This window comes from Flavisolibacter tropicus (assembly GCF_001644645.1).
GTDB lineage: Bacteria > Bacteroidota > Bacteroidia > Chitinophagales > Chitinophagaceae > Flavisolibacter > Flavisolibacter tropicus.
Window position 1 is genome coordinate 4,871,068 of record NZ_CP011390.1, and the last position, 25,580, is coordinate 4,896,647.

A 25,580-nucleotide genomic window follows, 5' to 3' on the forward strand; every position below is an offset into this window, starting at 1 on the left:
ACGATTGCCCCTTTATGAATTTCGAAACCTCTGAGATTACGCTACAGGTAGCGCAGACCGCCCGTGATTTTGCCCAACAGCACATCAAACCCTATGTTATGGATTGGGATGAGAGCCAAACCTTTCCAGTTGATGTGTTTAAGCAAATGGGACAACTGGGTCTGATGGGAGTGCTGGTACCCGAGGAATACGGTGGTGCTGGACTTTCTTATTTTGAATACAAAGCCGTTATTGAAGAAATTGCCAAGGTAGATGGGTCTATTGGCTTGAGTGTGGCGGCACACAACTCGCTTTGCACTGGTCATATTATGGCTTTTGGGAATGAAGAACAAAAACGCAAATACCTGCCTAAACTAGCTACTGCAGAATGGATTGGTGCCTGGGGATTAACCGAGCCCAATACCGGAAGTGATGCCGGCAACATGAAGACCACCGCCGTGCGCGATGGCGACAACTGGGTGATAAACGGTACCAAGAACTGGATCACGCATGGTAAAAGTGGCGACGTGGCTGTAGTGGTTTGTCGCACTGGCGAGCCTCGTGCAAAGAATAATGCTACTGCTTTTATAGTAGAACGTGGTACTCCAGGATTTTCTGCTGGTAAAAAAGAGAACAAGCTAGGGATGCGTGCTTCAGAAACTGCAGAAATGATCTTTGAAAACTGTGTAATACCTGATGCAAACCGTTTAGGAGAAGTAGGTGATGGTTTCAAGCAGGCTATGAAGATTTTAGATGGTGGACGCATCTCCATTGCTTCACTGTCGTTAGGTATTGCTAAAGGTGCTTATGAGGCGGCCTTGAAGTATTCACAAGAGCGTCACCAATTTGACAAACCCATTTCCTCTTTCCAGGGTATTGCTTTTAAGCTTGCCGATATGGCTACTGAAATTCAAGCCGCCGAGTTACTGACATTAGAAGCCTGTGATTTGAAAATACGCGGTAAAGAAATGACAAAGGTAGCCGCTATGGCTAAGTACTACGCCAGTGAAGTGGCAGTGAAATCAGCCAATGATGCCGTGCAGATCTTTGGCGGTTATGGATACACGAAAGACTTTCCTGTAGAAAAGCATTATCGCGACGCGAAGCTTTGCACTATAGGCGAGGGAACGAGTGAGATTCAAAAGCTGGTGATATCGAGGGAGGTACTAAAATAAGGGGGGCGTCACCTAACTTCCTGCATCTGCACTAATCGATAATAGTATCCTTGTTTTTGCATTAACTGATCGTGCGTGCCGCGCTCTACGATCTCACCTTTTTGAAGAACAACAATTTCGTCGGCATGGCGGATGGTAGACAAGCGGTGGGCAATAACAATGCTGGTGCGGTTTTGCATCATGTTGTTGATGGCATCCTGTACCAGACGCTCGCTTTCCGTATCCAGTGCCGATGTGGCTTCATCCAGGATCAAGATTGGTGGGTTCTTTAGTACCGCACGGGCAATGGTTAAACGCTGGCGCTCACCACCACTCAGTTTGGTACCTCTGTCACCAATGTTGGTATTATAGCCTTGCTCTTTTACAGAAATATAGTTGTGTGCATTGGCCACTTTAGCGGCTTCTTGTATTTCTGTATCGGTAGCATCTTGTTTACCTAATAAAATATTATTGGCAATGGTATCATTGAACAAGATCGGTTCTTGTGTAACAATGCTGATCTGGTTGCGTACCGATGTTAATGAGTAGTCTTTGATATTCACGCCATCAATCAATAACTCGCCACTGGTTACATCGTGGAAACGAGGCACTAAGTCGGCCAAAGTAGATTTACCTGCACCAGACGAACCTACCAGTGCTACTGTTCTACCCTTTTCAATCGTCAGGTTGATATTCTTCAGGATTGGCGTACCATCGTAAGAGAAGGTAACATTACGCAGCTCAATGTTTTTATGGAAGGTGGTAAGCTGTTTACCATTCGGGTTATCGTCAACCGTATTAGGTGTTTCCAATACTTCCTCAATACGACTAATAGCGGCGCCACCTTTTTGCATATTGCTGAAGGAAGTAGAAAGAGCCTTGGCTGGGTTGATAATGTTGTAGAACATGGCTAAGTAGGTAAGGAAAGCCGAAGCCTCCAGACCCAGGTCTCCACCCAATACCAACTGGCCACCGAAATAAAGAATACCGCAAAACACCATTACCCCCATTACCTCGGAAGTAGGAGAGGCCAGGTCGCGGCGATAAGCAATACGGTTTTTGGCATCTACCAGTTCATCATTGATGGTATTAAAGCGATTGCGCAACAAACCTTCAATGTTAAATGCCTTGATTACGCGCAATCCGCCCAGTGTTTCATCCAGTACAGATACTGATTCTGCGTGTTTAATAGCAGCCTCATTTGATGGCTTTTTAAGCGAGCGAGATACGCGGCCAATGACAAAACCAATAATGGGTATAAATAATAATAGGAAGAAAGTAAGCTTGGCACTGATAAAGAACAGTACGGCAAAGTTTATAATGATAGTCAGCGGGTCGCGTACCCAGCCTTCCAATGCACCTACCAGTGAACCTTCTACTTCATTCACATCATTAGTAATGCGGCTGATCAAGTCGCCTTTCTTCTTTTCAGTAAAGTAACCAATAGGGAGATGCAGTATTTTGTTGTATAGTTCAACCCGCAGCAGGTTAACGATGTGGTTCTTAAGCGGATTCAAAATATACTGGGCCAGTACCAGGAAAACGTTTTTTAACAGGATAGTAGCAATAATGATCAGACACAATACACCTAGTGTATACAATTTACCTTCTGTTTCGTTGGTATGGCTGGCAATCGAGTCTACCAGGAACGTCCGGATGTATTGTACAATAGGGTTGCTGGCGTTCTTAGCCATCTGGGCCAATGCGCCACTGTCTCCATTGAAGATCAGTTCAAAAAAGGGCATCAGCATCCCCATAGATACAATGGAGAAGGCTATAGACAAAAGAATACAGAAAAAATAGAGGGCGATCTTTCCTTTATATTGGCCTAAATATTTGAATATACGAGAGTAGCGGTTCATGCAACAAGGACGGAGCTTGGTATAAAAAGCGCAAAGTAACTACTTTTACAGCCAACAAAAGGTTAGATTATGCAGGAAGGGAAACGTCAAAAGCAAATAGGTGGCCTCATTCAGGAAGAAATGACTGGAATTTTTCAGCGCCTGGGAATGAGTATGATGGATGGCGGAATGGTCTCCATCAGCAGTGTTAAAATCACACCCGATTTATTGGAAGCGCGTATTTATTTAAGTTTATTCCAGGTAGCCGACCGGAAAGCTACCATGAAAAAGATAGAGGATAGAGCTTGGGAGATCAAGCGCGAACTAACATCGCGGGTAAAGCACCAGTTGCGTCGCATGCCCGAGTTAAAGTTTTTCCAGGACGATACGCTGGATCATGTATTCCGCATGGAGGAGTTGTTTAAGCAGATTCATGAGGAAAAGCCAAAGACAGAGGAGGATAACGAGCAAGGCCCAAGGAATGAAGAATAATGAGGGAACATTTCACCATTTGAAATCTGAAACTTTAAACTTGAAACCTTGAACTTTCTTTTCGCCTGGCGCTATTTTAAAGCAAAGAAGTCTACCAATGCCATTAATATAATAGCCTGGATCAGTATCCTGGCTATTTTAGTGGGCACTGCTGCACTTATATTGGTGCTTAGTGTCTTCAATGGTTTTGAAGATCTGGTGAAGTCATTGTACTCTTCGTTTTATCCGGATATCAAGATCTCGCCGGTTAGTGGCAAACAACTGGTACTCACAAAAGAGCAGCTGGCAAAATTAAGAGCTGTCAAAGGTGTTAACCAATATACGCTGGTAGCACAGGAGAAAGCCTTGTTGCAAAATGGTGAATCACAATCTATTGTAAATCTAAAAGGGGTAGATGAAAACTACGTAAAGGTCTCTGGTGTAGCCGATCATGTGGTGAAGGGAAACTTTGACCTGGGTACAGCAGATGCCCCCTTGCTAGTGTTAGGGGCTGGCATAGAGAATGCCGTAGGGGTTCAAAGCGATCGTAATATTTCTCCCCTCACGGTTTACATGCCCCGTAAGAGTGCAGATGTATCGGTCTCCGATCCGCTGCAATCCATTAGTGCTGATACGGTCAATACATCAGGCGCTTTTATTATTCAGCAGGAGTTTGATAATAATTACGCCTTTACCAATTTAGCCTTTATGCGCGCCATGTTGGAGCTCCCGGAGGATACCTATGGCGGTGCTGAGCTTTCTTTATTCCCGGGTTCCGACCCCGATGTCGTTAAAGAGCATATGCAAAAGGTTTTAGGCAAAGACTACCTAATTCAAACCCGTTATGAGCAAAATCGCAGTCTCTATGCTGTGATGCGGGCTGAAAAATGGGTGATCTATATGATCCTATCCCTCATCCTGATAGTAGCAGCCTTTAATATGATTGGCGCACTGACCATGTTGGTATTGGAGAAGAAAAAAGATATAAGCGTCTTGCACGCCTTAGGGGCTGATAAAGGACTAATTCAAAAGATCTTTCTAAGTGAAGGCTTATTATTAGCGCTTATTGGTGGGGGTGTGGGTATGCTCTTGGCCTTCTTAATAGCCTTGGGACAGATCTATTTTAAAATTATTCCCTTGGAAGGCGGGTCTTTTCTGATTGACTACTTTCCCGTCAAACTTGACCCTATGGATTTTTTACTGGTAGCCATTACCGTTCTAGTCATAGCTCTCATCGCTTCGTATATCCCCGCCCGGAAGGCCGGCCGGCAGCAGTTTTTGCTGCGGGAGGAGTAAAGCCCAGCGCACGCCCCCGGCCCCTAAAGGGGAGGGCTAGGCTTCTGATTTCACGCAGAGGCGCAGAGACGCGGAGGGTGAGCCACAAAGAATAAAAGCAATAAAATAGAAAAGCACTCCACTAGTGGAGTGCTTTTCTTGTATAAGAAGCACAATCTTCTGCTTTGTGTGTTGGTCAATGACTATTGATTAATGACCATTGATTAGCCTGGCTCTGTGCCCGGCCCTCCCCTTTAGGGGCCGGGGGCGTGCGCTGGGCTGCTTAATAATCCCCCATTGTTTCAGGTAATTGTTGCAGGGCTTTTTGCAACTGCTCATCACTTGGAGCTACACCGTGCCAATTATGGTCGTTCTCCATAAAGTCCACACCTTTCCCCATTATGGTGTGCATGATGATAGCGATGGGCTTTCCTTTGCCCGTTAGTGACTTAGCTTCTTTTAAAGTATTTACCAACGCATCCATATCATTTCCATCCACTTCTAACGTATGCCAGCCAAATGCGTCAAACTTAGCTTTTATATCGCCCATATTGATCACCTTCTGTGTAGGCCCATCAATCTGCTGGCCGTTCCAGTCTATCGTTGCAATCAGGTTGTCCACTTTGTGGTGAGGGGCAAATAAGATGGCTTCCCAGTTCTGACCTTCCTGTAACTCTCCATCACCATGTAGCGAATACACCACGCTGGAATCGTTGTTCAGTTTCTTTGTCAGGGCAGCTCCTATAGCTACACTCATACCTTGGCCTAACGAACCAGAGGCTACGCGTATGCCTGGCAACCCTTCATGAGTTGTGGGGTGTCCTTGCAGGCGGGAGTCCAGTTTACGGAAGGTGGCCAGTTCTTTAACATCAAAATAACCAGAGCGGGCCAGTACCGAGTAATATACTGGAGAGATGTGGCCGTTAGAAAGAATAAACACATCCTCGTCCTTTGCGTCCATATCGAAGGCCGAGTTATGTTTCATTACTTCAAAGTAGAGTGCTGTCATATAATCGGCACAGCCCAATGATCCTCCGGGGTGACCGCTGTTAACGCCATGTACCATGCGCAGTATGTCACGTCGAACCTGAGAAGCAATTTCTTTAAGATTTGGCATAAAATTTTATGAGTTCGTTAAACTTTTAGGTAACACTGATTGTCGAAATCCGTGCAAATGTGCGAACTTTTTTGGTTTTAAATGTTCATGAGCTTTACGTGTTTCAATAAATAGTTATAACTCCTTCAGTATGCGATTATTATAACTATTTATGATGTGATATTGGAAAACATTTATTTAACCATATCGAAACATCTCTATTTTTGCCGCGAAAACTCAGCTGTATGTTACACGTGCTTTTGACAGCCTCGGTAGCTTTTATCATCACTTTTTTTGCTATCCCAGCCATTATTACTGTGGCTGAGCAAAAAAAGCTGTTTGATATACCCGATGCCCGGAAGTTACATACAAGGCCTATTGCTTCGCTAGGAGGGATTGGTATTTTCAGTGGTTTTTTCCTGGCTTCTCTATTAGGTATATCTGTAAAAGCCTATCCTGAATTTCAATTTTTTTTCGCGGCTGCTACCATGATTTTTTTTATTGGTATCAATGATGACATGATAGTAATGTCGCCGATGCGAAAATTCATTGGTCAGGTAGTGGCGGCAGCTGTGTTGATTCATTTAGGAGAAATACGGATTACCAGCATGCATGGTTTGTTTGGCCTGGAGCAGTTGCCTGATGCTGTTAGCCTGGCCTTTTCCTACATGACTATTATTGTTATAATCAACGCATTTAATCTCATCGACGGTATTGATGGCTTGGCTGGAACGTTGGGCATGCTTACCACTTCTGTTTTTGGCACCTATTTTCTTATGGCTAACATGCCGGCTTATGCGGTGTTGTCCTTTTCCATGACGGGAAGTTTATTGGCCTTCTTGATTTTTAATTACAATCCCGCTAAAATTTTTATGGGCGATACAGGCTCGCTGTTACTAGGTCTGGTCAATGCTATATTGGCCATAAAGTTTATCAGCGTAGCCGATAGCACTAATGTGTTATTGCCTATGGAATCAGCAGTAGCTATTGGCTTTTCCATATTGATGGTGCCATTGTCCGATACCTTGCGCGTGTTTTCCATTCGCATTTTGCGTGGACGTTCGCCTTTTACTCCTGATCGGCATCATATCCATCATTTGTTGTTAGACAGGGGGCTTAACCATAAATACATCACCCTGTGCTGCCTATTGGTGAATGTATTTTTTATTGCCTTGGCTTACTTTAGCAGAGGGTTAGGGCCTACCTATACATTATTATTACTTTGTACAGTAGCCACCGTAATGTTAGCCGCTTTACTTCTATTGAAAAAACCAGTGGCGGAAACTGCTGCATCGGCCAAACCTAAATCTAACGCTTTGGCTGTGCATACCAAGGTTGTTCCTATTACAAAAGAAACTGCAATAGCCGAAAATGAATAGGCTTTGATGTGCAATTAACGCTGCAAAATCTTGGCTCTTTTAGTAGCTTTGCGCTACTTAAAATTCTAATGGTATGTCAGAAGATGTGTCGCGTACATTGAATACTGCGCAGGACTCAATGAATAGGGCTATTAATCACCTGGAAGCTGAGTTGGTTAAAATCAGAGCAGGAAAAGCTAATCCTCAAATGTTGGATGGCATTATGGTTGATTATTACGGATCGCCGGTTCCCATCAGCCAGGTAGGTAATATCAGTACGTTGGATGCCCGCACATTAACGATCCAACCTTGGGAAAAAAATATGCTGCAGCCAATAGAAAGAGCCATCATTGCTTCTAATATTGGAATCAATCCTCAAAACGATGGGGTGATTATCCGTCTTTTTCTGCCGCCACTTACAGAAGAACGTCGTAAAGAACTGGTAAAACGCAGCCAAGGCGAGGGTGAACATGCAAAGGTGGCCATTCGTAATATTCGCCGCGATGCCATTGAAGGCATTAAAAAACTACAAAAGAACGGTTTGAGTGAAGACGCGGCTAAGGACGCTGAAGCCGATGTGCAGGATATAACTAATAAGTTTATTGCCAAGGTGGATAAACATCTAGAGGCTAAAGAAAAAGAGATCATGTCTATTTAAGCCCTGTTTGTTAAAAACACTCCTCCTAATATTACTGCCAGGCAGCTTATTTGAATAAGGGTTACATTCTCTTTCGCTAAAAGGCCCCAAAAGATGGCCACAATGGGAATGGCGTAAGTAACCAGAGATGCAAATAAGCCGCCTGCTTTTTTTATCAGAATATAGAAAAGCAAAGTAGCTATAGCGCTGCCTACCACACCTAGCAGTACCGCATATAGCATTGATACACGGGCTCCTTCATCATAAATTGCCATAGACACCATCTCTTGTTGCCATAATATAATTCCAGCAATCAAGCTCATAAAAGCCAGTGATACGGTAGCCATGTGAAACGGATCAACACCTTTCAAGTATTGAGTAACCACATTGACATTCAGTCCGTACATAATGGTGGCCAGTAAAATGAGTAAAGCATACCCAACATTATTAAGACTGATGCCTCCCTTGGATAGGCTTAGTAGTAATAAACCAACAAAACCCAGTACCACACCAAGTATTTTGTTGCGGGGCACTTTGGCTTTAAAAGAAATGACGCTGATTACAATAACAAATAAGGGCGTCAATGAGTTAAGAATACCCGCTAACGCGCTATCAATCTTTTTTTCAATAGCTATGGCAAATAGAAAAGCTGGTAGCAGGTTGCCTAACAGGCCCGAAAGAGCTACAACTGGAATTTTACGTTTGGGTATTTTAACGATATGAAACAGGGCAAAAGGAAAGAAGATCAGGCCGGCTGAGAAAATACGAAGCGCCCCAATCTGGTAACCATTTAAGTGCTCTTTGCTCAATTTCATCAATATGAAGGAACTGCCCCAGATAAGGGATAGTAAAACGAAAAGGCTCCAGTTGATTAGTTTTTGGTTCTTCATAAATCCCTGCAAAAGTGCAACGGGAAAAGATTAGATTAGAATAAATTTTCTGTATGATCCGGTTAGATGACCTCTCTACAAAGGCTCCAAAGGAACTGGATAAAAGCCAAATAAAAGAAGAAACCCAGGGATTGTTGGATAGACTAAGTGAATTACAAAACCGGTTGTATGCCGGTAGTAAATATGCCGTACTGGTTATTTTTCAGGGTATGGATGCCAGTGGTAAAGATGGCGCCATCAAGAAAGTGCTCGGCTTTTTAAATCCCATGGGGGTACGTGCTTTTCCATTTAAGGCACCTACAGATGAAGAAAAAGCACACGATTTTTTATGGCGGATACATCAAAAAATACCTGCCAAAGGCATGATTCACGCTTTTAACCGTAGCCATTATGAGGATGTATTGATCACCCGGGTGCATGGCTGGTGTGATGATGCAACAGCTAAAAAGCGGTTTGCAGATATTAATCATTTTGAACAGCTTTTGCAGCACAACGGAACGGTGATCTTTAAATTCTACTTACATGTTTCACGCAAAGAGCAGCAAGAGCGGCTGGAAGAGCGGGTAGAGGATCCAAGGAAGATGTGGAAACATGATGTAGCCGACCAGGAAGAAGCCAAACACTGGGATACCTATATTAAGATGTATGAAGAAGTGATTGAAAACTGCCAGGTAGCGCCTTGGGTAATTGTTCCTGCCGATCAAAATTGGTACAAGGAGTATCTGGTAGCAAAGACCATAACAGAGGGGCTGGAAGCTTTGAATTTGAAGTATCCGGAAAACCCGCTGTGATTTAATCTATTTTCTTTTTAGTTTTAACAAAACGGTATTATGGGTTTCATTAAAGAATTCAAAGAATTTGCTTTAAAAGGCAACGTTATAGATTTAGCCATTGCGGTAATAATTGGCGCTGCATTTGGCGCAATCGTAACCTCGTTGGTACAAGATGTAATTACACCTTTGATCTTGAGTCCGGCTTTGAAAGCTGCCCATTTAGAAAACTTGGACCAACTGGCCTGGAATGGGGTTAAGTACGGTAAGTTCCTGGCAGCCATTATTACCTTTTTGGTCATCGCCTTGGTCCTGTTTGTAATGATACAAGGGATTAATAGGCTAAAACGTGTCAAGGAAAAAGCAGCAGATGCTCCCGCTCCTGAGCTTACTGTAACTGAAAAGTTATTAATGGAAATTCGCGACAGTTTGCATAATAATCCACGTGTATAGGCCTTTTCGTTAAATTCTGGGCCTTCAAAGACCGATTCTATAGCCTTTACAATAGAAATTGTATTTTTGTTTAGTCCCGTGGCACGGTTTCCACGGGATTTTATTTAAACAATCAATAACCTTTGGCAATAACCACCACATATCAGATAACGTTGCCTCAGTTTGAAGGCCCTTTTGATCTTCTGCTGTTCTTTATTGAACGCGATGAGTTGGATATTTATAACATCCCCATCACGCGTATTATTAAAGACTTTTTGGATTATATACACAGCCAGGAGTCTCTCAATATTGAGCTGTCCAGCGAGTTTATTCTCTTTATCTCTACGTTGATGCGTATCAAGGCTAAAATGTTGTTGCCACGTAAAGAAATAGACGCACAGGGTAATGAAATTGACCCAAGGCTGGAACTGGTGGATAAGATCCTTGAATATAAAAAGTACAAGGAAGCGGCTGCTAAGATGGCCGAGTTGGAAGCAGAGCGGATGCTTATGATCAAGCGGGGTAATATCCAAAAAGAGCTGTCGATTATTGGGGATGAGGCTGGTGAGGGAACGGAGATCCAAGCCATTACACTCTTTAAGCTAATGAAAGCTTTTGAGCGGGTAATGCAGCGTTACTCCGATAAACATAATAAACTGGTACATACCGTAGTACAGTATAACTACAGTATGGATACTACAAAGTCCAGTATGATCTCACTGGCAAACAGTGAGCGTACACTTTCCTTTGAGCGCATCTTTGAACAAGCGGAAAACCGCGTGCATGCCATTTTCTTATTCCTTTCCATGCTGGAACTGGTGTCACAAAAATATTTGCGCATTATCATTGGCGATGGCAAGAATAACTTCCTTATTGAATACAACGAAACAGAAGAAGGCCTGACAGACGAGGAGCATATGCACTTGTAATTAGCTGATTAGCTGATGTGAGGATTAGCTAATGGATTTGATGATTTGGAAATGTTCAATTCTCAATGATCAATAATCAATGATTATTAAAAAGAATCTAAATAGAAAAGCATTCCGTTAATGGAGTGCTTTTGTTTTATAGGTATTTCTGTATTTCTTTTCTTCTCCTTTTCTCCTTTGCTCTGTGCGAAACCCTTTGCGTGCAGCGTATAGCTTGCAGCATACTTTTACTCATAAATCCACAACAAAATGGGCTTTGGCGATTTGTTGATATAACCAGAAAGCTTGGCTAGGAAGTCATAAGAAACCATGGGGCAGCCTAAGCTATTACAGATCGGTTGAGGATATACTTCACTATTAGGGACGCAGTCGTAGGCGTGAAGTACTACAAAGCGATTAAAGGCATTAGAATTAGAAGAGTCTAATCCATTTAGTTTGTAGGCTTTACCAAATTGGCCTTTGTAGCTATAACTTACTCTATATTTTCCCAGCGAACTACATCCACTTTCTGGCGTATTAGAGTACTGGGCTGTTTCTAAATAATCGGTGTTGCAACTGCCATGTGCTACTAGTCCTTTTGCTAAGATGGAGTCTCTTTTAAAATCGTAAACAAAGAACCGATAGCGTCCACTCGGCTGGCTCATATCAATAAGGAAACCATATTGAGTAGAAAGGTTTTGTGTCAGCGCATAAGCCTTGCCTTGGACTGCTTGCTTCTTTAGTTTGGCTGTGATATTGTTTTCGGTTGCTTTCTTATTGGGAGTGGCGGCGACAGGAAAATTGTACTTGGTATAGTGGGGTAGGAAATAATAAAGGCCTGCTAACAAGGGTAGCAGGCCTAAAAAAGCTAGAAGCAGTTTTCTCATATCGCTAAGATGAAGAAAACCACTTATTCCATAAAAGAATTATAACAAAGATTCAATCTTTATTGGCTCAGACATCAAGTCTCTTACGGCATCGGCAATCGCTTGGGCGTCATAGCCACACTCACGATGCAGTTCTTTTAACGTGCCGTGCTCCACTACCCGGTCTGGGATACCCAGGATGCGCACATCGTTTTTGTAGCCATGTTCCTGCATGAACTCCAATACAGCAGCACCAAAGCCACCTACCACAGTACCATCTTCTACCGTAATGATCTTTCCGTAAGTGCGTAAAGCTTCATGCAGCAATTCTTCATCAAGCGGTTTGGCAAAACGCATATCGTAGTGGCCGGGTGTAAAACCATCAGCTCTTAGATCACGGATGGCTGCCGCAGCAAAGTTGCCGGGGTGTCCAAAAGATAGAATGGCAATATCTTTTCCGTCTTTTAGTTTACGGCCTTTACCAATCTTAATTTCTTCCAGCGGTTTACGCCACTCAGGCATTACGCCTTCTCCACGAGGATAGCGAATGACAAAGGGGAGTTTTGTGCTTTCCAGTTGTGCCGTATACATCAAGTTGCGCAGCTCCTGTTCGTTCATAGGGGCCGATAAGATCATATTCGGGATACAACGGAAATAAGGAACATCATAAGCACCATGGTGGGTTGGACCATCTTCACCAACCAAGCCTGCACGGTCTAAGCAAAAGATAACGGGTAGTTTTTGGATAGCCACATCATGCACTACCTGGTCAAAGGCGCGTTGCATAAAGGATGAGTAGATGTTACAGAACACTTTCATGCCTTGGGTGGCCATGCCTGCACTTACTGTAACAGCATGCTGCTCACAAATGCCCACGTCAAAGGCGCGGTTCGGCATCTTCTCCATCATGAATTTAAGAGAAGAACCACTGGGCATAGCAGGTGTTATACCCAATATTTTGTCGTTTTGCTCGGCTAGTTCAATGATGGTATGACCAAACACATCCTGGTACTTAGGCGGTTGCGGCAGGTCAAATTTCTTTTTATAGATCTCACCGGTGATTTTATCAAACAGACCGGGAGCGTGCCATTTGGTCTGGTCTTTTTCAGCCAGCGCATAGCCCTTACCCTTCACGGTAAGGATATGCAATAATTTAGGGCCGGGAATGTCACGCAGATCCTTAAGAGTTTCAGTCAGCTTGGTTATATTATGTCCATCAATAGGGCCAAAATAACGAAGGTTCAAGGCTTCAAACAAGTTACTGCTCTTGCTGACCACCCCTTTTACACTGGCTTCCAGTTTAGATGCCATATCGCGTGTAAAACGTTTGCCAACTGGTAGTTTGCCCAGTAGTTTCCAAACATCATCACGCAGTTTATTATAAGTATGGGAGGTAGTGATATCGGTTAGATATTCTTTAAGGGCGCCCACATTGGGGTCAATCGACATGCAATTGTCGTTAAGGATAATCAACACATCGCTGTCAGCTACGCCAGCATGGTTCATTGCTTCAAACGCCATACCGGCGGTCATAGAACCATCACCAATAATAGCTACAGATTTGCGGTCCTTTTCACCTTTATATTTTGCAGCCATGGCCATACCAAGGGCGGCAGAAATAGAGGTGGAGGAGTGGCCTACGCCAAACGTATCATATTCGCTTTCGCTGCGCTTGGGAAAGCCACTTAAGCCATTATACTTTCTGTTTGTAATAAAGTTGTCTCTACGGCCTGTCAGGATTTTGTGGCCATAAGCCTGGTGGCCAACGTCCCAAACCAGCTGGTCGTAGGGGGTATTATACACATAATGCAAGGCTACGCTCAATTCTACAACTCCAAGACTTGCTGCAAAGTGGCCTCCATGAACGCTCACTACATCAATGATGTACTGACGCAGTTCATCGCAAACCTGATGCAACTGTTCTTTGGGAACCTTTTTTAAATCTTCTGGACTGTTAATCGTTTCCAGTACGGGGCCAGGTGTTATGTGCATGTGAACAATTTAACCGTACAAAAATAACTGAAGTTTGCTAGCAAATACAAGCTTCCTTATGGCTTAACAAATCGGAAGGAAATTGGTTGCTCTGTGCTGTTTTTTTTCAAAATAACCAGTTGATACAGACCGGACGGTAAATGGCTGACAGTAAGCTGTTTAACGTTTGTTCCGGAATGAATAAGGTACTGGCCAGAACCAACCTGTTCGCTTAGTGCATTATACAATTTGTAATGTACTGTTTCCGTATGGGTACCCGTAAGCTTTATTTTAAGTATATCTGTGGCAGGATTTGGGCCAATAGCGGACTCTGTTAGTGAGACTGTACCTGTATTGACGACAGGGGAATAAATTTCTGTTCCGTTTTTACTCACTACCCTAAGACGGTAAAAGTTGATCCCTGGCTCTTTTAAAAAGTTTTGCCAATAGCTAGACGTGTTTGAAAAACTGAGAGGAACAACTGCCGCATTGGTGAAATGACGGCCATCAGCGCTCTTTTCTACAATCATTGTTTTTGCCAGGCCAGTTTCTGCCAACATCCATCTAAACGTATAATAACTATTGGTTTGTTTAACCAGGTCAAAATTGAGTATTTGTGTATTCAGCACACCTCCGCAAAAGAGTACGTTTACATTGAAGGTGGCCAAGAAGCAACCCATTTTTGACCCAACCACAAATCGGTATCGACCCATAGGTAAGCCTGTAATGTCAATACTGGGGGGGGTGTTGTCTTCTCCATAAGAATATTGATCATTTGTCAAATCAAATATTCCGTCATTATTGGCATCAAAGGCTATGGAGTAGTTCATCGGGAATAAGACACTATAATCCGTCACCACCTTTGTATCTACAATGTTTACCTGTACGCTCAAACTGCCCCCACTGCCACAGTCTTGGGCACCCGTAATGTTTAAAGCATAATTTATAGCTGATACATCGCCAGCCCGGTTGTTAGTGGCATGTGCACTTTGCGGTGGGTCCTTTACCCAAAGACAGTCGCCGTCTATCGTACGGGCATAACTGTTTCCCTGTCCCGTAGACATACCCATTATCTCGTAAGGAATGCTCATATTATCCAGATCAAAGGTGTAGCTGGCGCATTGGCCGCCTATTGATGATGTGGTAATATTGTTGGAAAGGGATACTGGATTCCAACGTGAAACGGCGTCTACTATTTCCAAATTAGGCTTAAAGAGAACAATCTTTTCGTTGCCTCCTCCACCATCTTCAAAAAAGCCAGGACCACTTGTCGGGATGGGTATATTTGTACAATTACAAGTATTCCAGTTTAGTTGAACCTGCACAGCACTGTCAACGTTACCACAGTCTTTTAAAAGCGTATTGCTGCCTGCAATTACATAGTATTCACCAGGCTGTATAACCGTATTGGGAGGAATAGTAACCGAATAAATGCCATTGGTAACGATATAGCATCCTATGTTCATAGGTCCAGGACCAAAATTCATGAGCTCTATAAACTCACTGTTAGTTGCACATTTATTGGGAGACCAAGGCAGAAACTCATTGATAACGACACGGCCTTGCCCTGCTGTTCGAAATGAAAATATACTAATGCAGGATAGCGTTAGCGATAGGAGCAGTAGGGTTCTATTTCTGGTTGTTTGTTGCAAGGGCTTGGATTCCAATACAAATAACTAAAAAAGAGGATTCTTTACAATAGCCAGCTGTAATGAATTGAATAAATTAAGTATTTATACCCAATATTCTTGTAGATAAAGCCCACTTGTACAGCTGATATTCCCGCTGGTATATTTATAAATTGCATTATTTAGTCTTTCAGTAGATTTGAAAATATGAACCGTGTACAGCTTTCAAGGTATTGGCTTTTTCAGCTGGCAGGCTGGGGTAGCTTTGCGTTGATAAATACCTTTTTTGCCTTTTTTTTTGACAAACTCAACGATGAACAGAATGTACAACTGTTTTTTGGTCGTTTAGGGATATTTATTGTGTTGGGCTTGCTGGCAACACACTTCATGCGGTTTATTATTATCAAGCTAAATGTTTTACAAAAGGCCTTTGATAAACAAATCCTTCAGTTCCTGATTATCACCTTTTGCTTTGCCTTATTTACCTCTTTTTTTAATATCCAGGTATTAGCCTTCTTCAAGTGGTTAACAAGAACAGAAAGCGAGGTAATGCATAAAAGTGTATTCCTGGTGGTGTTGAGTGGAGGTTTTTATTTTTTCATCTACTTCATTATCTGGAACCTGATTTATTTCATGTACCACTATGTAACCAAGAGCCGCAAACAGCAAATGGATACCCTGCAGCTGGAAGCAATGGTTAAGGAGTTGGAGTTAAAAACGATCAAAGCACACATCAATCCTCACTTTATATTTAATGCCTTAAATAGTATCAGGGCTCTTATAGATGAGAATCCGGCCAGGGCTCGCACAGCTGTAACTCAGCTCAGCAATATCTTGCGTAGCAGTTTAAAGGTTGAAAAAGGCGAAACTGTAAACTTCAATGAAGAGCTAAAGATTGTAAAAGATTATTTGGCGTTGGAGAACATGCGGTTTGAAGACCGGTTAAAAGTAGAGTATGAAGTGGACGATAGTACGCTAAATCAACCAGTACCGCCTATGATGCTGCAAACACTGGTGGAAAATGCCATAAAACATGGTATCAGTAAGCAAGTTCAAGGAGGTGTTGTTAAAATCATTTCTGATATTAAGGATAACTATCACTTACTGGCAGTACAAAACACGGGACATTTAAACGGCCAGATCAAAAATAGTGGGTTTGGTATTGCCAGTACGCAAGACCGTCTGCAGTTGCTCTACGGTCAAAAAGCCCATTTTGAAATAAAACAATTAAATCCCACTTTAGTAGAAGCAAAAGTGTTAATCCCGGTTTCACTTAATTAATTACAAACATGAAAGCAATTATAATTGATGATGAGCGTTTGGCCAGGACCGAACTGCGTAAACTGCTACAGGAATTTCCTGAAATTGAAATTGTGGACGAGGCTGCCAATGTGGATGAGGGTATCAGTAAAATTGAAAGCCATAATCCTGATTTGATCTTCCTGGATATTCAAATGCCGGGAAAAACAGGGTTTGACCTGTTAAATGAGCTGGATCGCGCGCCACAGGTGATCTTTACTACAGCCTATGATGAATATGCATTAAAGGCTTTTGAAGTAAATGCACTGGACTATTTGCTAAAGCCGGTTGAGCCTAAACGTTTGGCCGATGCCATACATAAACTGCATGGTACAGACAATAATCATAACCACAACTATGTGCCTACTGAGAACAAAAGCTTGCTGTCTGAAAATGACCAGGTATTTGTAAAAGATGGTGAGCGTTGCTGGTTTGTAAAGCTTAGCGATATACGGTTATTTGAAAGTGTGGGCAACTATGCCAAAGTCTTCTTTGGACCACATAAACCGCTTATTCTAAAATCACTGAATGCGTTAGAAGAACGCCTGGATGAGAAGATGTTCTTCCGGGCCAACCGAAAGCATATTGTAAACCTACGCTTGATTGATAAGATTGAGCCTTACTTCAATGGAGGATTGCTGTTGGAGTTAAAGGGTGGCGAAAAAATTGAGGTAAGCCGCCGCCAAACCGTAAAGTTTAAAGAAATGATGAGTCTGTAAATCGTACTCACCTAATTATTACTCCTAGATTTTAATCGTACATGAAAAAAGTTTTTTTAGTTCTCGGCATTGTTGCCTGTATGACTGCTTGTGCCCAAACAGCAAATGGTATCATTAACACAAGCGAAGTAAAGCGTATTGAGCAAGTATTGGCTTCTGATGATTTTCAAGGTCGTAAAGCGGGTACTCCCGGTATTGACAAGGCAGCCCAATTTATTAGCGAGGAGTTTAAGAAGGCAGGACTTCAGCCTGTTAGTGGAGGCAGTTATTTGCAATCTTTTTCTATGTTACGTCCTAAGTTCAAAGGCGTAAAAGGTGAAATGGACAAGGTGGAACTAGATCCTAAAAATGTAATTGTAATTACTACAAAGCCCGAATTAAAGGTCAATGAAAAAGATGGTTACCAGCTAGAGTATATCAAAACGGGTGAAAACTTTAGATCAAAAGTGCAAAGCTATCTGAAAGCAAAGAAAAATGCTGTGGTTTTTGTTGATACCAGCTTTGCAGCGAATTTCCCACGCCTTGCAGGTTTGAAACAATTGACGTTTCCAATGGAACACAATGTTGTTTTTGTATTAGGTAATTATCAACCAAAAGAATTTACCATTAAAGCTGAACATACCATTGAGGAAACAAAATTGGCGAATGTAGTAGGTATCTTACCTGGTAAAAGCCGTCCGAATGAATATGTGATCTTTTCTTCGCATTATGATCATTTAGGAATTGGTAAACCGCAGAATGGTGATAGCATTTACAATGGAGCCAATGACGATGCAGCAGGTACAACAGCTGTGATCCTTCTGGCAAACTACTTTAAGAAATTGGGCAATAATGAAAGAACAATTGTTTTTGCCGCATTTACAGCCGAGGAAATAGGCGGGTTTGGCTCTCAATACTTTTCCCAACAATATCAGCCTGAGAAGGTGATGGCAATGTTCAATATTGAAATGATTGGTACCGAAAGCAAATGGGGAAAGAACAGTGCCTATATTACTGGTTTTGAAAGATCGGATATGGGAACCATGCTGCAAAAGAATCTAGAAGGCTCTGCTTTTCAGTTCCATCCAGATCCTTACCCTGACCAACAATTATTCTACCGCTCTGATAATGCAACCCTGGCTTACTTAGGTGTACCTGCGCACACCATTTCTACAGCTAAAATGGATAAAGAGCCTTATTATCACTCTTCAGATGACGAAGTAGAAACGTTAGACCTGGAGAATATGACTGAGATCATTAAGGCTATTGCGCAAAGTAGTAAGAGCATTGTTGCAGGGAAGGATACGCCTTCAAGAGTAAAGACTGAGAATTTGAGGTAACTATATAATTACCGGAATCGAATGAATTGCAGCAGCCATTTCCTGAATAAGGGATGGCTGTTTTTCTATTGCGTTACCTACAACAATTACATCTGCCCCCGCTTTACAATTTAAGTAGGCTTTTTCAGCATCTCGGATACCACCACCAATAATCAAGGGCACAGAAATATTTTTAGCTACTGCCGCTATCATTTCTTCTGAGATAGCTTTTTTAGCACCGCTACCTGCGTCCATATAAATGGTTTTCATTCCTAGCATTTCACCTGCCATGGCCGTACAAAGGGCTATATCGGCTTTATCGGCAGGTATAGGAGTAGCATTACTTATATAAGATACTGTTGTTGGTGCACCGCCATCAATAACCGTATAGCCGGTAGAAATGATTTCCAGTCCACTCTTCCTGACAAAAGGGGCGGAGACCACGTGTTGACCAATCAACAACTCTGGGTTACGACCAGATATAAGAGATAAGTAAAGTAAAGCGTCAGCATGCCTGCTAATTTGTGAAGGGCTACCAGGGAAAAGGATAACAGGGATATTACTTTCCTGTTTAATCTGCAGAACAACCTCGTCTAAATGATCTGTAACAACTAAGCTTCCGCCTACAAAAAAGTAGTCGGCGTTGGCTTTGTTACCCAAATCAATAACCGTGCGCAAGGAGGTTGTGGAAATTTTATCCGGATCAATTAGTACCGCGAATGACTTCTTTCCAGTCTTCTTTTTTTCCAGTAAATTAGGGTATACAGCCAGGCTCATTCACAAATGTGTTATTACAAAAGTGCAAAAAAAAATCTGTAATTGTGTTTTAATCAATGTTTTAGAAATGGGATGTTTCGGGGAAAACTTTGACGATTATTAACTAATGTAAAACCATTACTCCCTGCATATCATTTTTGGCCGCATTTCCAAAAAAAAACTTTGCCAGAAAATGTGAATTGGCGGTGCATAAATCGTAGAAAGCAGTACTGGCTTAGGTTAGAAGAAATGTACACTTTTATCCACCGGGATGTGAATATTTCTGGCCTTCTTTTTTCGCTGCATACAGATATTTTCGTCGTCCTCTAATACCCTAAGAAAACTAAAACTAGCAACCCAATCACTATAAACTTTTTTAATCATGGCCAGTGTAAAGAAAACCAACCCGAAAGGCTTGACATTCAGCCGGAAGTTCACCAAGGACGATATTAACGTCTACGATCAGTTTGAGTACGACTACCGTACCTCTGTTATTCGCAATCCGAGCGGTGAAGTGGTGTTTGAAATGAATAATGTGGAAGTGCCCAAGCAGTGGAGTCAGATTGCAACCGATATCCTGGCCCAGAAATATTTTCGTAAAGCCGGTGTGCCTCAAAAAGATGGCTCACTGGGTAGAGAAACCTCTGTGAAGCAAGTAGCTCACCGTATGGCTAATTGCTGGCGCGTATGGGGTGAGAGATATGGCTATTTTGCCAGCGAGCAAGATGCCCAGGTGTTTTATGAGGAGCTGGTTTACAGCATCTTAAACCAGATGTGTGTGCCTAATTCACCACAGTGGTTCAATACAGGGCTGCATGAAAGCTATGGCATCACCGGAAAGCCGCAAGGTCACTTTTTTGTAGATCCGGTAGATGGTCAACTGAAAAAATCTACTTCAGCTTATGAGCGCCCGCAGCCACATGCCTGCTTCATCTTAAGCGTAGATGATGATCTGGTAAATGAAGGTGGTATCATGGACCTGTGGGTACGTGAAGCGCGCATTTTCAAATATGGTTCGGGTGTTGGTACTAACTTCTCTAATATTCGTGCAGAAGGCGAAAAATTAAGCGGTGGCGGTAGTTCATCTGGCTTAATGTCTTTCTTAAAGATTGGCGACCGCGCTGCTGGTGCTATCAAAAGTGGTGGAACAACCCGTCGTGCAGCTAAAATGGTGTGTCTTGATTTAGATCACCCAGAGATTGAGCAATTCATCAACTGGAAAGTAGAAGAAGAGAAGAAAGTAGGTGCTTTGATTGAAGCAGGCTACGCTTCTGATTATGAAGGTGAAGCTTACAGAACGGTAAGTGGTCAGAACTCTAATAACTCAGTACGTATCCCTAACGAGTTTTTTGAGAAACTGGAAAAAGGAGAAGACTGGGAATTGAAAGCTCGTACTGATGGCCGTACGATGAAGAAAGTGCCTGCAAAAGAATTGTGGAACCAAATTTCCTATGCAGCTTGGCGTTGTGCTGACCCCGGTACTCAATACAATACAACAATTAACGAATGGCATACGTGTCCAGAAGGTGGAGAGATTAGAGCTTCTAACCCTTGTTCTGAGTACATGTTCTTAGACAATACAGCTTGTAATCTGGCTTCAGCCAACTTGATGAAGTTCTACGATGTAGCCAACAACAAGTTTGATGTAGAAGGCTTTGAGTATTGCTGCCGCTTGTGGACAACTGTACTTGAAATCTCTGTATTGATGGCACAATTCCCTTCTCAGGAAGTGGCCCAATTAAGCTATGAATACAGAACATTAGGCCTTGGTTATGCCAACCTGGGTACCTTGTTAATGGTAAGCGGTATACCTTATGATAGTGAAAAAGCCCGTGCAATTGCCGGTTCTATTACAGCTATCATGACAGGTATTTCTTATAAAACATCGGCTGAAATCGCTCAGCACCAAGGTGCGTTCCCTCGCTATGAAGAGAATAAAGAGCACATGCTGCGTGTAATGCGCAATCACCGCCTTGCTGCTTACGATGCTGATAGCTATGAAGGGTTAAGCGTTAAACCTCAAGGTCTGAAAGCTCAATTTGCTCCTGACTACTTATTGAAAGCCGCGTGTAAAGCATGGGATGATGCTGTAGAACTAGGTGAAAAATACGGCTACCGTAACGCGCAATCAACTGTTATTGCTCCTACTGGTACCATTGGTCTTGTAATGGATTGCGATACAACAGGTGTAGAGCCAGACTTTGCATTGGTGAAGTTTAAAAAGCTTTCTGGTGGTGGTTACTTCAAGATCATCAACCAATCGGTACCTGTTGCTCTGAAAAACTTAGGCTATTCTGAAAAGGAAGTAGATGCTATTGTAAAATATGCAGTAGGTGCAGGAACATTTGCAGGTTCTCCTTTTATCAATCACCAAACCTTAAGTGAAAAAGGCTTTATTGCAGAAGAAATTAAGAAGCTGGATAAAGCTGTAGGTTCTGCCTTCGAAATCGGTTTTGTATTTAACGTATATACATTAGGAGAGGAGTGTTTAAAACGCTTAGGCTTTAAACCAGAAGACTACTTCAATTTTGAGTGGAGTTTGTTAGAAGCCCTAGGCTTTAATGAAGATCAAATTGCTGCTGCAAACGATTATGTATGTGGTACTATGACTGTTGAAGGCGCTCCATTCTTGAAAGAAGAGCATCTGCAAGTGTTTGATTGTGCCAACAAATGCGGCAACATCGGAACACGTTATATTCATGCTCACGGCCACATTCGCATGATGGGAGCTGCACAGCCATTCATCTCTGGTGCTATCTCTAAAACGATCAACCTGCCTCATGAAGCGGTAGTAGAAGAAATTGCCGATTCTTATTTGTTAAGCTGGCAGTTAGGTTTGAAAGCTTGTGCTTTATACCGTGATGGTTCTAAGCTATCTCAGCCGTTAAGCAACAAGTCAGATAAAAAGAAGAAAACTGAAGAAGCAGAAGCTGCAGAAGAAGCTCCTGTTACGGAATCAGGTATTTTGGATTTAGGCAAGTTAACGATTGCTGAATTACTGGATGAAGTACAAAAACGTGTACAAGCTTCTCCTGATACGCAATTAAAACGTCAGTTGGCACGTATCGTTGAACGCCGCGCTTTACCAGCTAAGCGTCGTGGCTTTACACAAAAAGCCAAGATCAATGGTCAGGCTTTATTTGTACGTACTGGTGAATATGGAGATGGTACTGTAGGTGAGATCTTTATTGATATGGCGAAAGAAGGTGCTACTATGCGTAGCATGTTGAACTGCTTTGCCATTGCCGTTTCAATAGGCTTGCAATACGGTGTTCCACTGGAAGAATTTGTAGAGAAGTTTGTGTTCACCAAGTTTGACCCAGCTGGTTTCGTAGAGCATCCAAACATTAAGTCTACTACTTCAATCGTTGACTTTGTATTCCGTGTGTTAGGCTACGAATACTTAAATCGCACTGATTTAGTTCACGTACTGGATAAGCCTGAAATCGGTAATACTGGTCATGACGAATGGGATGAAACGCCAAAGCCTGAATTATCAAGTGTACGCATAGTAGCAGCCACACCTCAAAGTGTAAAAGCACAAAAGCAGTCAGTAGGTGCATTAGACGCTGTTAATGCAGCAGCTAAGAGCATGCAAAGCGATGCGCCTGCTTGTAACACTTGCGGTCACATCACTGTTCGTAGCGGTACTTGTTACAAGTGCTTGAACTGCGGTAACAGCATGGGTTGTAGCTAATAAGATAGTAACACTAACCTCATAAATTCAAAGTCCCGTATAGGCGGGACTTTTTTATTGAAGTACAGCTAAGCAAAATGCTTATTTGAAAACTTCTCCTTTAGATTAAAAAGCAAAAGCCCTGCTTAGCAGGGCTTTTTGTATGTGTATTGTAATTGGAGTAGTTTATCTTCTTGTGCCTGATTTGCTAACAAAATCACTTAAATAACTACAACGGTTATAAGCGTACTGGTAAAACTTAGTAGTGCTAAACTCTTTTACAAATTGTGGGAATAATGCATTGTTCTTAAACTTCTTTTCAAACGTCAACATGTCCTTCTCATACTGTTCATAATTATCATAGTTATAAGGAGGCATAGGAACTTGTCGTTGAACACATTTTGCCATTAAGAAATAGGCTGCTGCTTTAAATTCCTTGTCTTGAGATAATGTATAGGCTTTCTGATAATACTCCTTGGCTTTATAAACACCATAGTATTCTTTCTTCCAAGGCATTTCATACTTTCCTTCATTCCAATCACTACTACTACGATAGTACATAACCGCCTGCCAGCTGTTGCCATAATAGCTCATGTTGTAATAGGCATTTGCTAGCTGGTAATAAGTACGAGCCTTTGTTTCTGTGTTAAGCGCCGTATCTGCTTTTTGCTGTAACTCTATCATTTTTTGAGCAAGAGAGAGTTTCGTATAAGGCTTTGCTACCGGCTTGTCATACCGCTGCCAGTCGTTCAAGTAGTCGTGTAAGGGATTGACATTTACGATTGTTTCTTTGTCCGTAGCATAGTTATAATTAGAAATACTAAGCGGTTCTGGCTTGCTAACTTGTTTTAACCACTCCGTTGCTTTTACAAAATCCTGATCGCGTAAATAAGAAGTACCTATTACATCAATTACAGCATCCTTACCAAATGAAGTGTATTTGCCTAAAAACTGGTCATACGATGATGGGCTGGAGGTAAAGAACTGGTGCAGTTTCAACAACTGATCGGTTGTCATTTCATTACGTACATAATCAAGACCATTAACAGAACTGTAAACATCATCTTCCCCGTTTTTAATAAAGGAAAGATCGGCAATGCCGTATGCCAAAGCAGCCTTATGCGCATCATGTTGTTGTTCATATTTCTGGGCCAGTATCTGGGAGAAGAAGTTGCGTAGGAATAGTTTATAGGTTTTATCCTTTTTAGATCGTTCTACCAGCCAGTTTAAGGAGGGTAAAATAGCGGCTTCAGTCTTGGTGTCGATCGTTTCTTTTTCGTTTACAGCAATCAACAAATTGATCAATTGTAATTGATCTTTTATTCTATCGCTATTGGCTATTTTATTGGCATCTTTCAGAAAAGCCTTAGCCTTAGCAAAGTCTTTATTGATAAAAGACAGGTAAGCTGCACCCGTAATATACAACTCACGATTTGGCGCTTTCCCCTCTTTATAGATTTGTTCTAAGAATGGAATCATGTTCACCAATGTTTGCTTTTCTGGCTGACCCTCCGTTTTTTCTACATTCCAATTAAAATAATAGGGCTTACCTCCCTTTTCACTTGAGAGCATGGGAGTGAGGTAATGATCTTCAATCTTATTGATCTCACGAACGGTAAGCAATGGTAACAAGCTTGAACCAGGGTGCCAGCTGTATACTTTTTGCAGGCTTTCTAAGGCATAGTCGTCACCATGTAATATATACATGGCTAAAAGCAGTGCCTTTTCTTCATTATTCTGTCCCTGTGCCACATATACTATTTGCTGCGCTAAGTCGCGCGACCATAAGAAGCTCAGGTAGTTTTGTCTCTTATTGTTTTCAGTTGCTTCAAACGCTTTAGCAAAGTAGTAGGTTGCTTCTTTTTTCTTACCTAAGTGGTAGTAGCTACCTGCTTTATACGATAAGGCCAGGTTATTTACAGCGGCTGTGTTGGATGGTGTAAAGTACTCATCATACCACTTGATGCAATCGGCAAAGCGGTTGTTGTAAAACGCAACCTTACAACGCTGGTACGCATACTTATTCTTTAAGAAAACATCCTTGGTATTTGTGAATATTTGATTGGCTTCGGTTATATACTTATTGAGCAACAAGCTATCCCTGGGTGGTACTTCTTCCCATGGTGTGCTGGTTATGCTGATGCGTTCTGTTTTCTTGGCAAAAGCTAAATAGCTTAAAGCAGCTGTTGCTTTTTGGGAAATAAAGCATTGTGTCAGCGGGTTATTGCGAATGCTATCAACTACCTGCAAGGGTTTGTTATTAGCCACGTGCTGAAACAAGCTCACTACATCTTTTTCACTAGCTCCATAAACAAAATCAGCTACGTCTTTAGGAGAAGCTTTTGCACCGCAATACTGTTTCCATTCCTGGATCACTTTATCATCTTCGTAGCCTACTGGCAAATCACCATCCCAGTCATCGTAAAAGGTGAGTAGGGAAGTGTAGTAAAATGGTTTGTACTGGTCTCCGCCAGATAAATCGTGGCTAAAAAAAGAAGTAAAATAATCGTCCGGATCGCCAACATCGGCACAGCCAATCATGTTTTGGGGAAAAGA

General features: G+C 42.2%; 20 protein-coding genes. 12 read left to right on the forward strand and 8 right to left on the reverse strand.

The features are described 5' to 3' along the window. Nucleotides 1-14 precede the first annotated feature (14 nt). Nucleotides 15-1,154 carry an acyl-CoA dehydrogenase gene (locus tag SY85_RS20905; protein ID WP_066407266.1) on the forward strand — a complete coding sequence of 380 codons (1,140 nt, stop codon included), beginning with the start codon at nt 15-17 and terminating at the stop codon, nt 1,152-1,154. Nucleotides 1,155-1,162: 8 nt separating this feature from the next. On the opposite strand, the gene SY85_RS20910 is transcribed toward SY85_RS20905, so the two are convergent. After that, nucleotides 1,163-2,995 carry an ABC transporter ATP-binding protein gene (locus SY85_RS20910; RefSeq protein WP_066407268.1) on the reverse strand — a complete coding sequence of 611 codons (1,833 nt, stop codon included), beginning with the start codon at nt 2,993-2,995 and terminating at the stop codon, nt 1,163-1,165. 69 nt (nt 2,996-3,064) lie between these two features. On the opposite strand from SY85_RS20910, the gene rbfA reads away from it, so the two are divergent. Then, the gene (gene rbfA / locus SY85_RS20915) at nt 3,065-3,466 is read left to right on the forward strand and encodes a 30S ribosome-binding factor RbfA (RefSeq protein WP_066407270.1); all 402 of its coding nucleotides are present in this window, start codon (nt 3,065-3,067) and stop codon (nt 3,464-3,466) included. A 48-nt stretch (nt 3,467-3,514) separates the two neighbouring features. Further along, nucleotides 3,515-4,741, forward strand: coding sequence for an FtsX-like permease family protein (locus tag SY85_RS20920; protein WP_066407272.1), 1,227 nt, complete (start codon nt 3,515-3,517; stop codon nt 4,739-4,741). 262 nt (nt 4,742-5,003) lie between these two features. Here the strand turns inward: SY85_RS20920 and SY85_RS20925 are convergent, their stop codons facing one another. After that, nucleotides 5,004-5,837 carry a transketolase gene (locus SY85_RS20925; protein WP_066407273.1) on the reverse strand — a complete coding sequence of 278 codons (834 nt, stop codon included), beginning with the start codon at nt 5,835-5,837 and terminating at the stop codon, nt 5,004-5,006. Nucleotides 5,838-6,061: 224 nt separating this feature from the next. Between SY85_RS20925 and SY85_RS20930 the strand changes: the two genes are divergently transcribed. Together SY85_RS20930 and frr are read left to right on the forward strand one after the other, a co-directional pair. After that, nucleotides 6,062-7,195, forward strand: a complete 1,134-nt coding sequence (locus tag SY85_RS20930) for an MraY family glycosyltransferase (RefSeq protein WP_066407275.1) — start codon at nt 6,062-6,064, stop codon at nt 7,193-7,195. A gap of 73 nt (nt 7,196-7,268) precedes the next feature. Continuing rightward, the gene (gene frr / locus SY85_RS20935; RefSeq protein ID WP_066407283.1) at nt 7,269-7,832 is read left to right on the forward strand and encodes a ribosome recycling factor; all 564 of its coding nucleotides are present in this window, start codon (nt 7,269-7,271) and stop codon (nt 7,830-7,832) included. On the opposite strand, the gene SY85_RS20940 is transcribed toward frr, so the two are convergent. After that, the gene (locus tag SY85_RS20940) at nt 7,829-8,701 is read right to left on the reverse strand and encodes a DMT family transporter (protein WP_066407285.1); all 873 of its coding nucleotides are present in this window, start codon (nt 8,699-8,701) and stop codon (nt 7,829-7,831) included. The genes frr and SY85_RS20940 overlap by 4 nt on opposite strands. Before the next feature lie 53 nt (nt 8,702-8,754). On the opposite strand from SY85_RS20940, the gene SY85_RS20945 reads away from it, so the two are divergent. The 3 genes from SY85_RS20945 to SY85_RS20955 all read left to right on the forward strand — a co-directional run bounded on the left by SY85_RS20945 (nt 8,755) and on the right by SY85_RS20955 (nt 10,832). Next, nucleotides 8,755-9,492 (forward strand): PPK2 family polyphosphate kinase, encoded by a 738-nt coding sequence (locus SY85_RS20945; RefSeq protein WP_066407287.1) that lies wholly within the window; start codon nt 8,755-8,757, stop codon nt 9,490-9,492. Between the two features lie 39 nt (nt 9,493-9,531). Further along, nucleotides 9,532-9,924 carry a large conductance mechanosensitive channel protein MscL gene (gene mscL, locus SY85_RS20950; protein ID WP_066407289.1) on the forward strand — a complete coding sequence of 131 codons (393 nt, stop codon included), beginning with the start codon at nt 9,532-9,534 and terminating at the stop codon, nt 9,922-9,924. A gap of 122 nt (nt 9,925-10,046) precedes the next feature. Continuing rightward, nucleotides 10,047-10,832, forward strand: coding sequence for a segregation and condensation protein A (locus SY85_RS20955; RefSeq protein WP_066407291.1), 786 nt, complete (start codon nt 10,047-10,049; stop codon nt 10,830-10,832). A 227-nt stretch (nt 10,833-11,059) separates the two neighbouring features. Here SY85_RS20955 and SY85_RS20960 read toward each other — a convergent pair whose 3' ends face one another. The 3 genes from SY85_RS20960 to SY85_RS20970 are packed head-to-tail and all read right to left on the reverse strand — an operon-like array spanning nt 11,060 to nt 15,300. After that, nucleotides 11,060-11,698 (reverse strand): murein L,D-transpeptidase catalytic domain-containing protein, encoded by a 639-nt coding sequence (locus SY85_RS20960; RefSeq protein WP_066407294.1) that lies wholly within the window; start codon nt 11,696-11,698, stop codon nt 11,060-11,062. A gap of 39 nt (nt 11,699-11,737) precedes the next feature. Further along, nucleotides 11,738-13,669, reverse strand: coding sequence for a 1-deoxy-D-xylulose-5-phosphate synthase (gene dxs / locus SY85_RS20965; protein WP_066407297.1), 1,932 nt, complete (start codon nt 13,667-13,669; stop codon nt 11,738-11,740). A gap of 56 nt (nt 13,670-13,725) precedes the next feature. Further along, nucleotides 13,726-15,300 (reverse strand): lamin tail domain-containing protein, encoded by a 1,575-nt coding sequence (locus tag SY85_RS20970; RefSeq protein WP_158513015.1) that lies wholly within the window; start codon nt 15,298-15,300, stop codon nt 13,726-13,728. A gap of 183 nt (nt 15,301-15,483) precedes the next feature. Between SY85_RS20970 and SY85_RS20975 the strand changes: the two genes are divergently transcribed. From SY85_RS20975 to SY85_RS20985, 3 genes are read left to right on the forward strand one after another with little or no spacing between them, the layout of a single operon-like run. Next, nucleotides 15,484-16,557 (forward strand): sensor histidine kinase, encoded by a 1,074-nt coding sequence (locus SY85_RS20975; RefSeq protein ID WP_066407302.1) that lies wholly within the window; start codon nt 15,484-15,486, stop codon nt 16,555-16,557. Between the two features lie 8 nt (nt 16,558-16,565). Further along, a complete protein-coding gene (locus SY85_RS20980) occupies nt 16,566-17,294 on the forward strand; it encodes a LytR/AlgR family response regulator transcription factor (RefSeq protein WP_066407305.1) in 729 nt (242 codons plus the stop codon). Between the two features lie 41 nt (nt 17,295-17,335). Then, the gene (locus SY85_RS20985) at nt 17,336-18,613 is read left to right on the forward strand and encodes a M20/M25/M40 family metallo-hydrolase (protein ID WP_066407308.1); all 1,278 of its coding nucleotides are present in this window, start codon (nt 17,336-17,338) and stop codon (nt 18,611-18,613) included. Here SY85_RS20985 and SY85_RS20990 read toward each other — a convergent pair whose 3' ends face one another. Next, nucleotides 18,614-19,369 (reverse strand): phosphoglycerol geranylgeranyltransferase, encoded by a 756-nt coding sequence (locus SY85_RS20990; RefSeq protein ID WP_066407310.1) that lies wholly within the window; start codon nt 19,367-19,369, stop codon nt 18,614-18,616. Nucleotides 19,370-19,730: 361 nt separating this feature from the next. Between SY85_RS20990 and SY85_RS20995 the strand changes: the two genes are divergently transcribed. After that, nucleotides 19,731-23,045: a vitamin B12-dependent ribonucleotide reductase gene (locus tag SY85_RS20995; RefSeq protein WP_066407312.1), complete on the forward strand. Its 3,315-nt coding sequence runs from the start codon at nt 19,731-19,733 to the stop codon at nt 23,043-23,045. Nucleotides 23,046-23,210: 165 nt separating this feature from the next. Here SY85_RS20995 and SY85_RS21000 read toward each other — a convergent pair whose 3' ends face one another. Next, nucleotides 23,211-25,565, reverse strand: a complete 2,355-nt coding sequence (locus SY85_RS21000) for a hypothetical protein (protein ID WP_066407315.1) — start codon at nt 25,563-25,565, stop codon at nt 23,211-23,213. Nucleotides 25,566-25,580 lie beyond the last annotated feature (15 nt).

Coding starts and splice junctions, on each gene's coding strand:
- SY85_RS20995 (WP_066407312.1), top strand. CDS start 19,731: ATGGCCAGTGTAAAGAAAACCAACCCGAAAGGCTTGACATTCAGCCGG.
- frr (WP_066407283.1), top strand. CDS start 7,269: ATGTCAGAAGATGTGTCGCGTACATTGAATACTGCGCAGGACTCAATG.
- SY85_RS20910 (WP_066407268.1), bottom strand. CDS start 2,995: ATGAACCGCTACTCTCGTATATTCAAATATTTAGGCCAATATAAAGGA.
- SY85_RS20905 (WP_066407266.1), top strand. CDS start 15: ATGAATTTCGAAACCTCTGAGATTACGCTACAGGTAGCGCAGACCGCC.
- SY85_RS20960 (WP_066407294.1), bottom strand. CDS start 11,698: ATGAGAAAACTGCTTCTAGCTTTTTTAGGCCTGCTACCCTTGTTAGCA.
- SY85_RS20925 (WP_066407273.1), bottom strand. CDS start 5,837: ATGCCAAATCTTAAAGAAATTGCTTCTCAGGTTCGACGTGACATACTG.
- SY85_RS21000 (WP_066407315.1), bottom strand. CDS start 25,565: ATGATTGGCTGTGCCGATGTTGGCGATCCGGACGATTATTTTACTTCT.
- rbfA (WP_066407270.1), top strand. CDS start 3,065: ATGCAGGAAGGGAAACGTCAAAAGCAAATAGGTGGCCTCATTCAGGAA.
- dxs (WP_066407297.1), bottom strand. CDS start 13,669: ATGCACATAACACCTGGCCCCGTACTGGAAACGATTAACAGTCCAGAA.
- SY85_RS20930 (WP_066407275.1), top strand. CDS start 6,062: ATGTTACACGTGCTTTTGACAGCCTCGGTAGCTTTTATCATCACTTTT.
- SY85_RS20990 (WP_066407310.1), bottom strand. CDS start 19,369: ATGAGCCTGGCTGTATACCCTAATTTACTGGAAAAAAAGAAGACTGGA.
- SY85_RS20985 (WP_066407308.1), top strand. CDS start 17,336: ATGAAAAAAGTTTTTTTAGTTCTCGGCATTGTTGCCTGTATGACTGCT.
- SY85_RS20980 (WP_066407305.1), top strand. CDS start 16,566: ATGAAAGCAATTATAATTGATGATGAGCGTTTGGCCAGGACCGAACTG.
- SY85_RS20940 (WP_066407285.1), bottom strand. CDS start 8,701: ATGAAGAACCAAAAACTAATCAACTGGAGCCTTTTCGTTTTACTATCC.
- SY85_RS20945 (WP_066407287.1), top strand. CDS start 8,755: ATGATCCGGTTAGATGACCTCTCTACAAAGGCTCCAAAGGAACTGGAT.
- mscL (WP_066407289.1), top strand. CDS start 9,532: ATGGGTTTCATTAAAGAATTCAAAGAATTTGCTTTAAAAGGCAACGTT.
- SY85_RS20975 (WP_066407302.1), top strand. CDS start 15,484: ATGAACCGTGTACAGCTTTCAAGGTATTGGCTTTTTCAGCTGGCAGGC.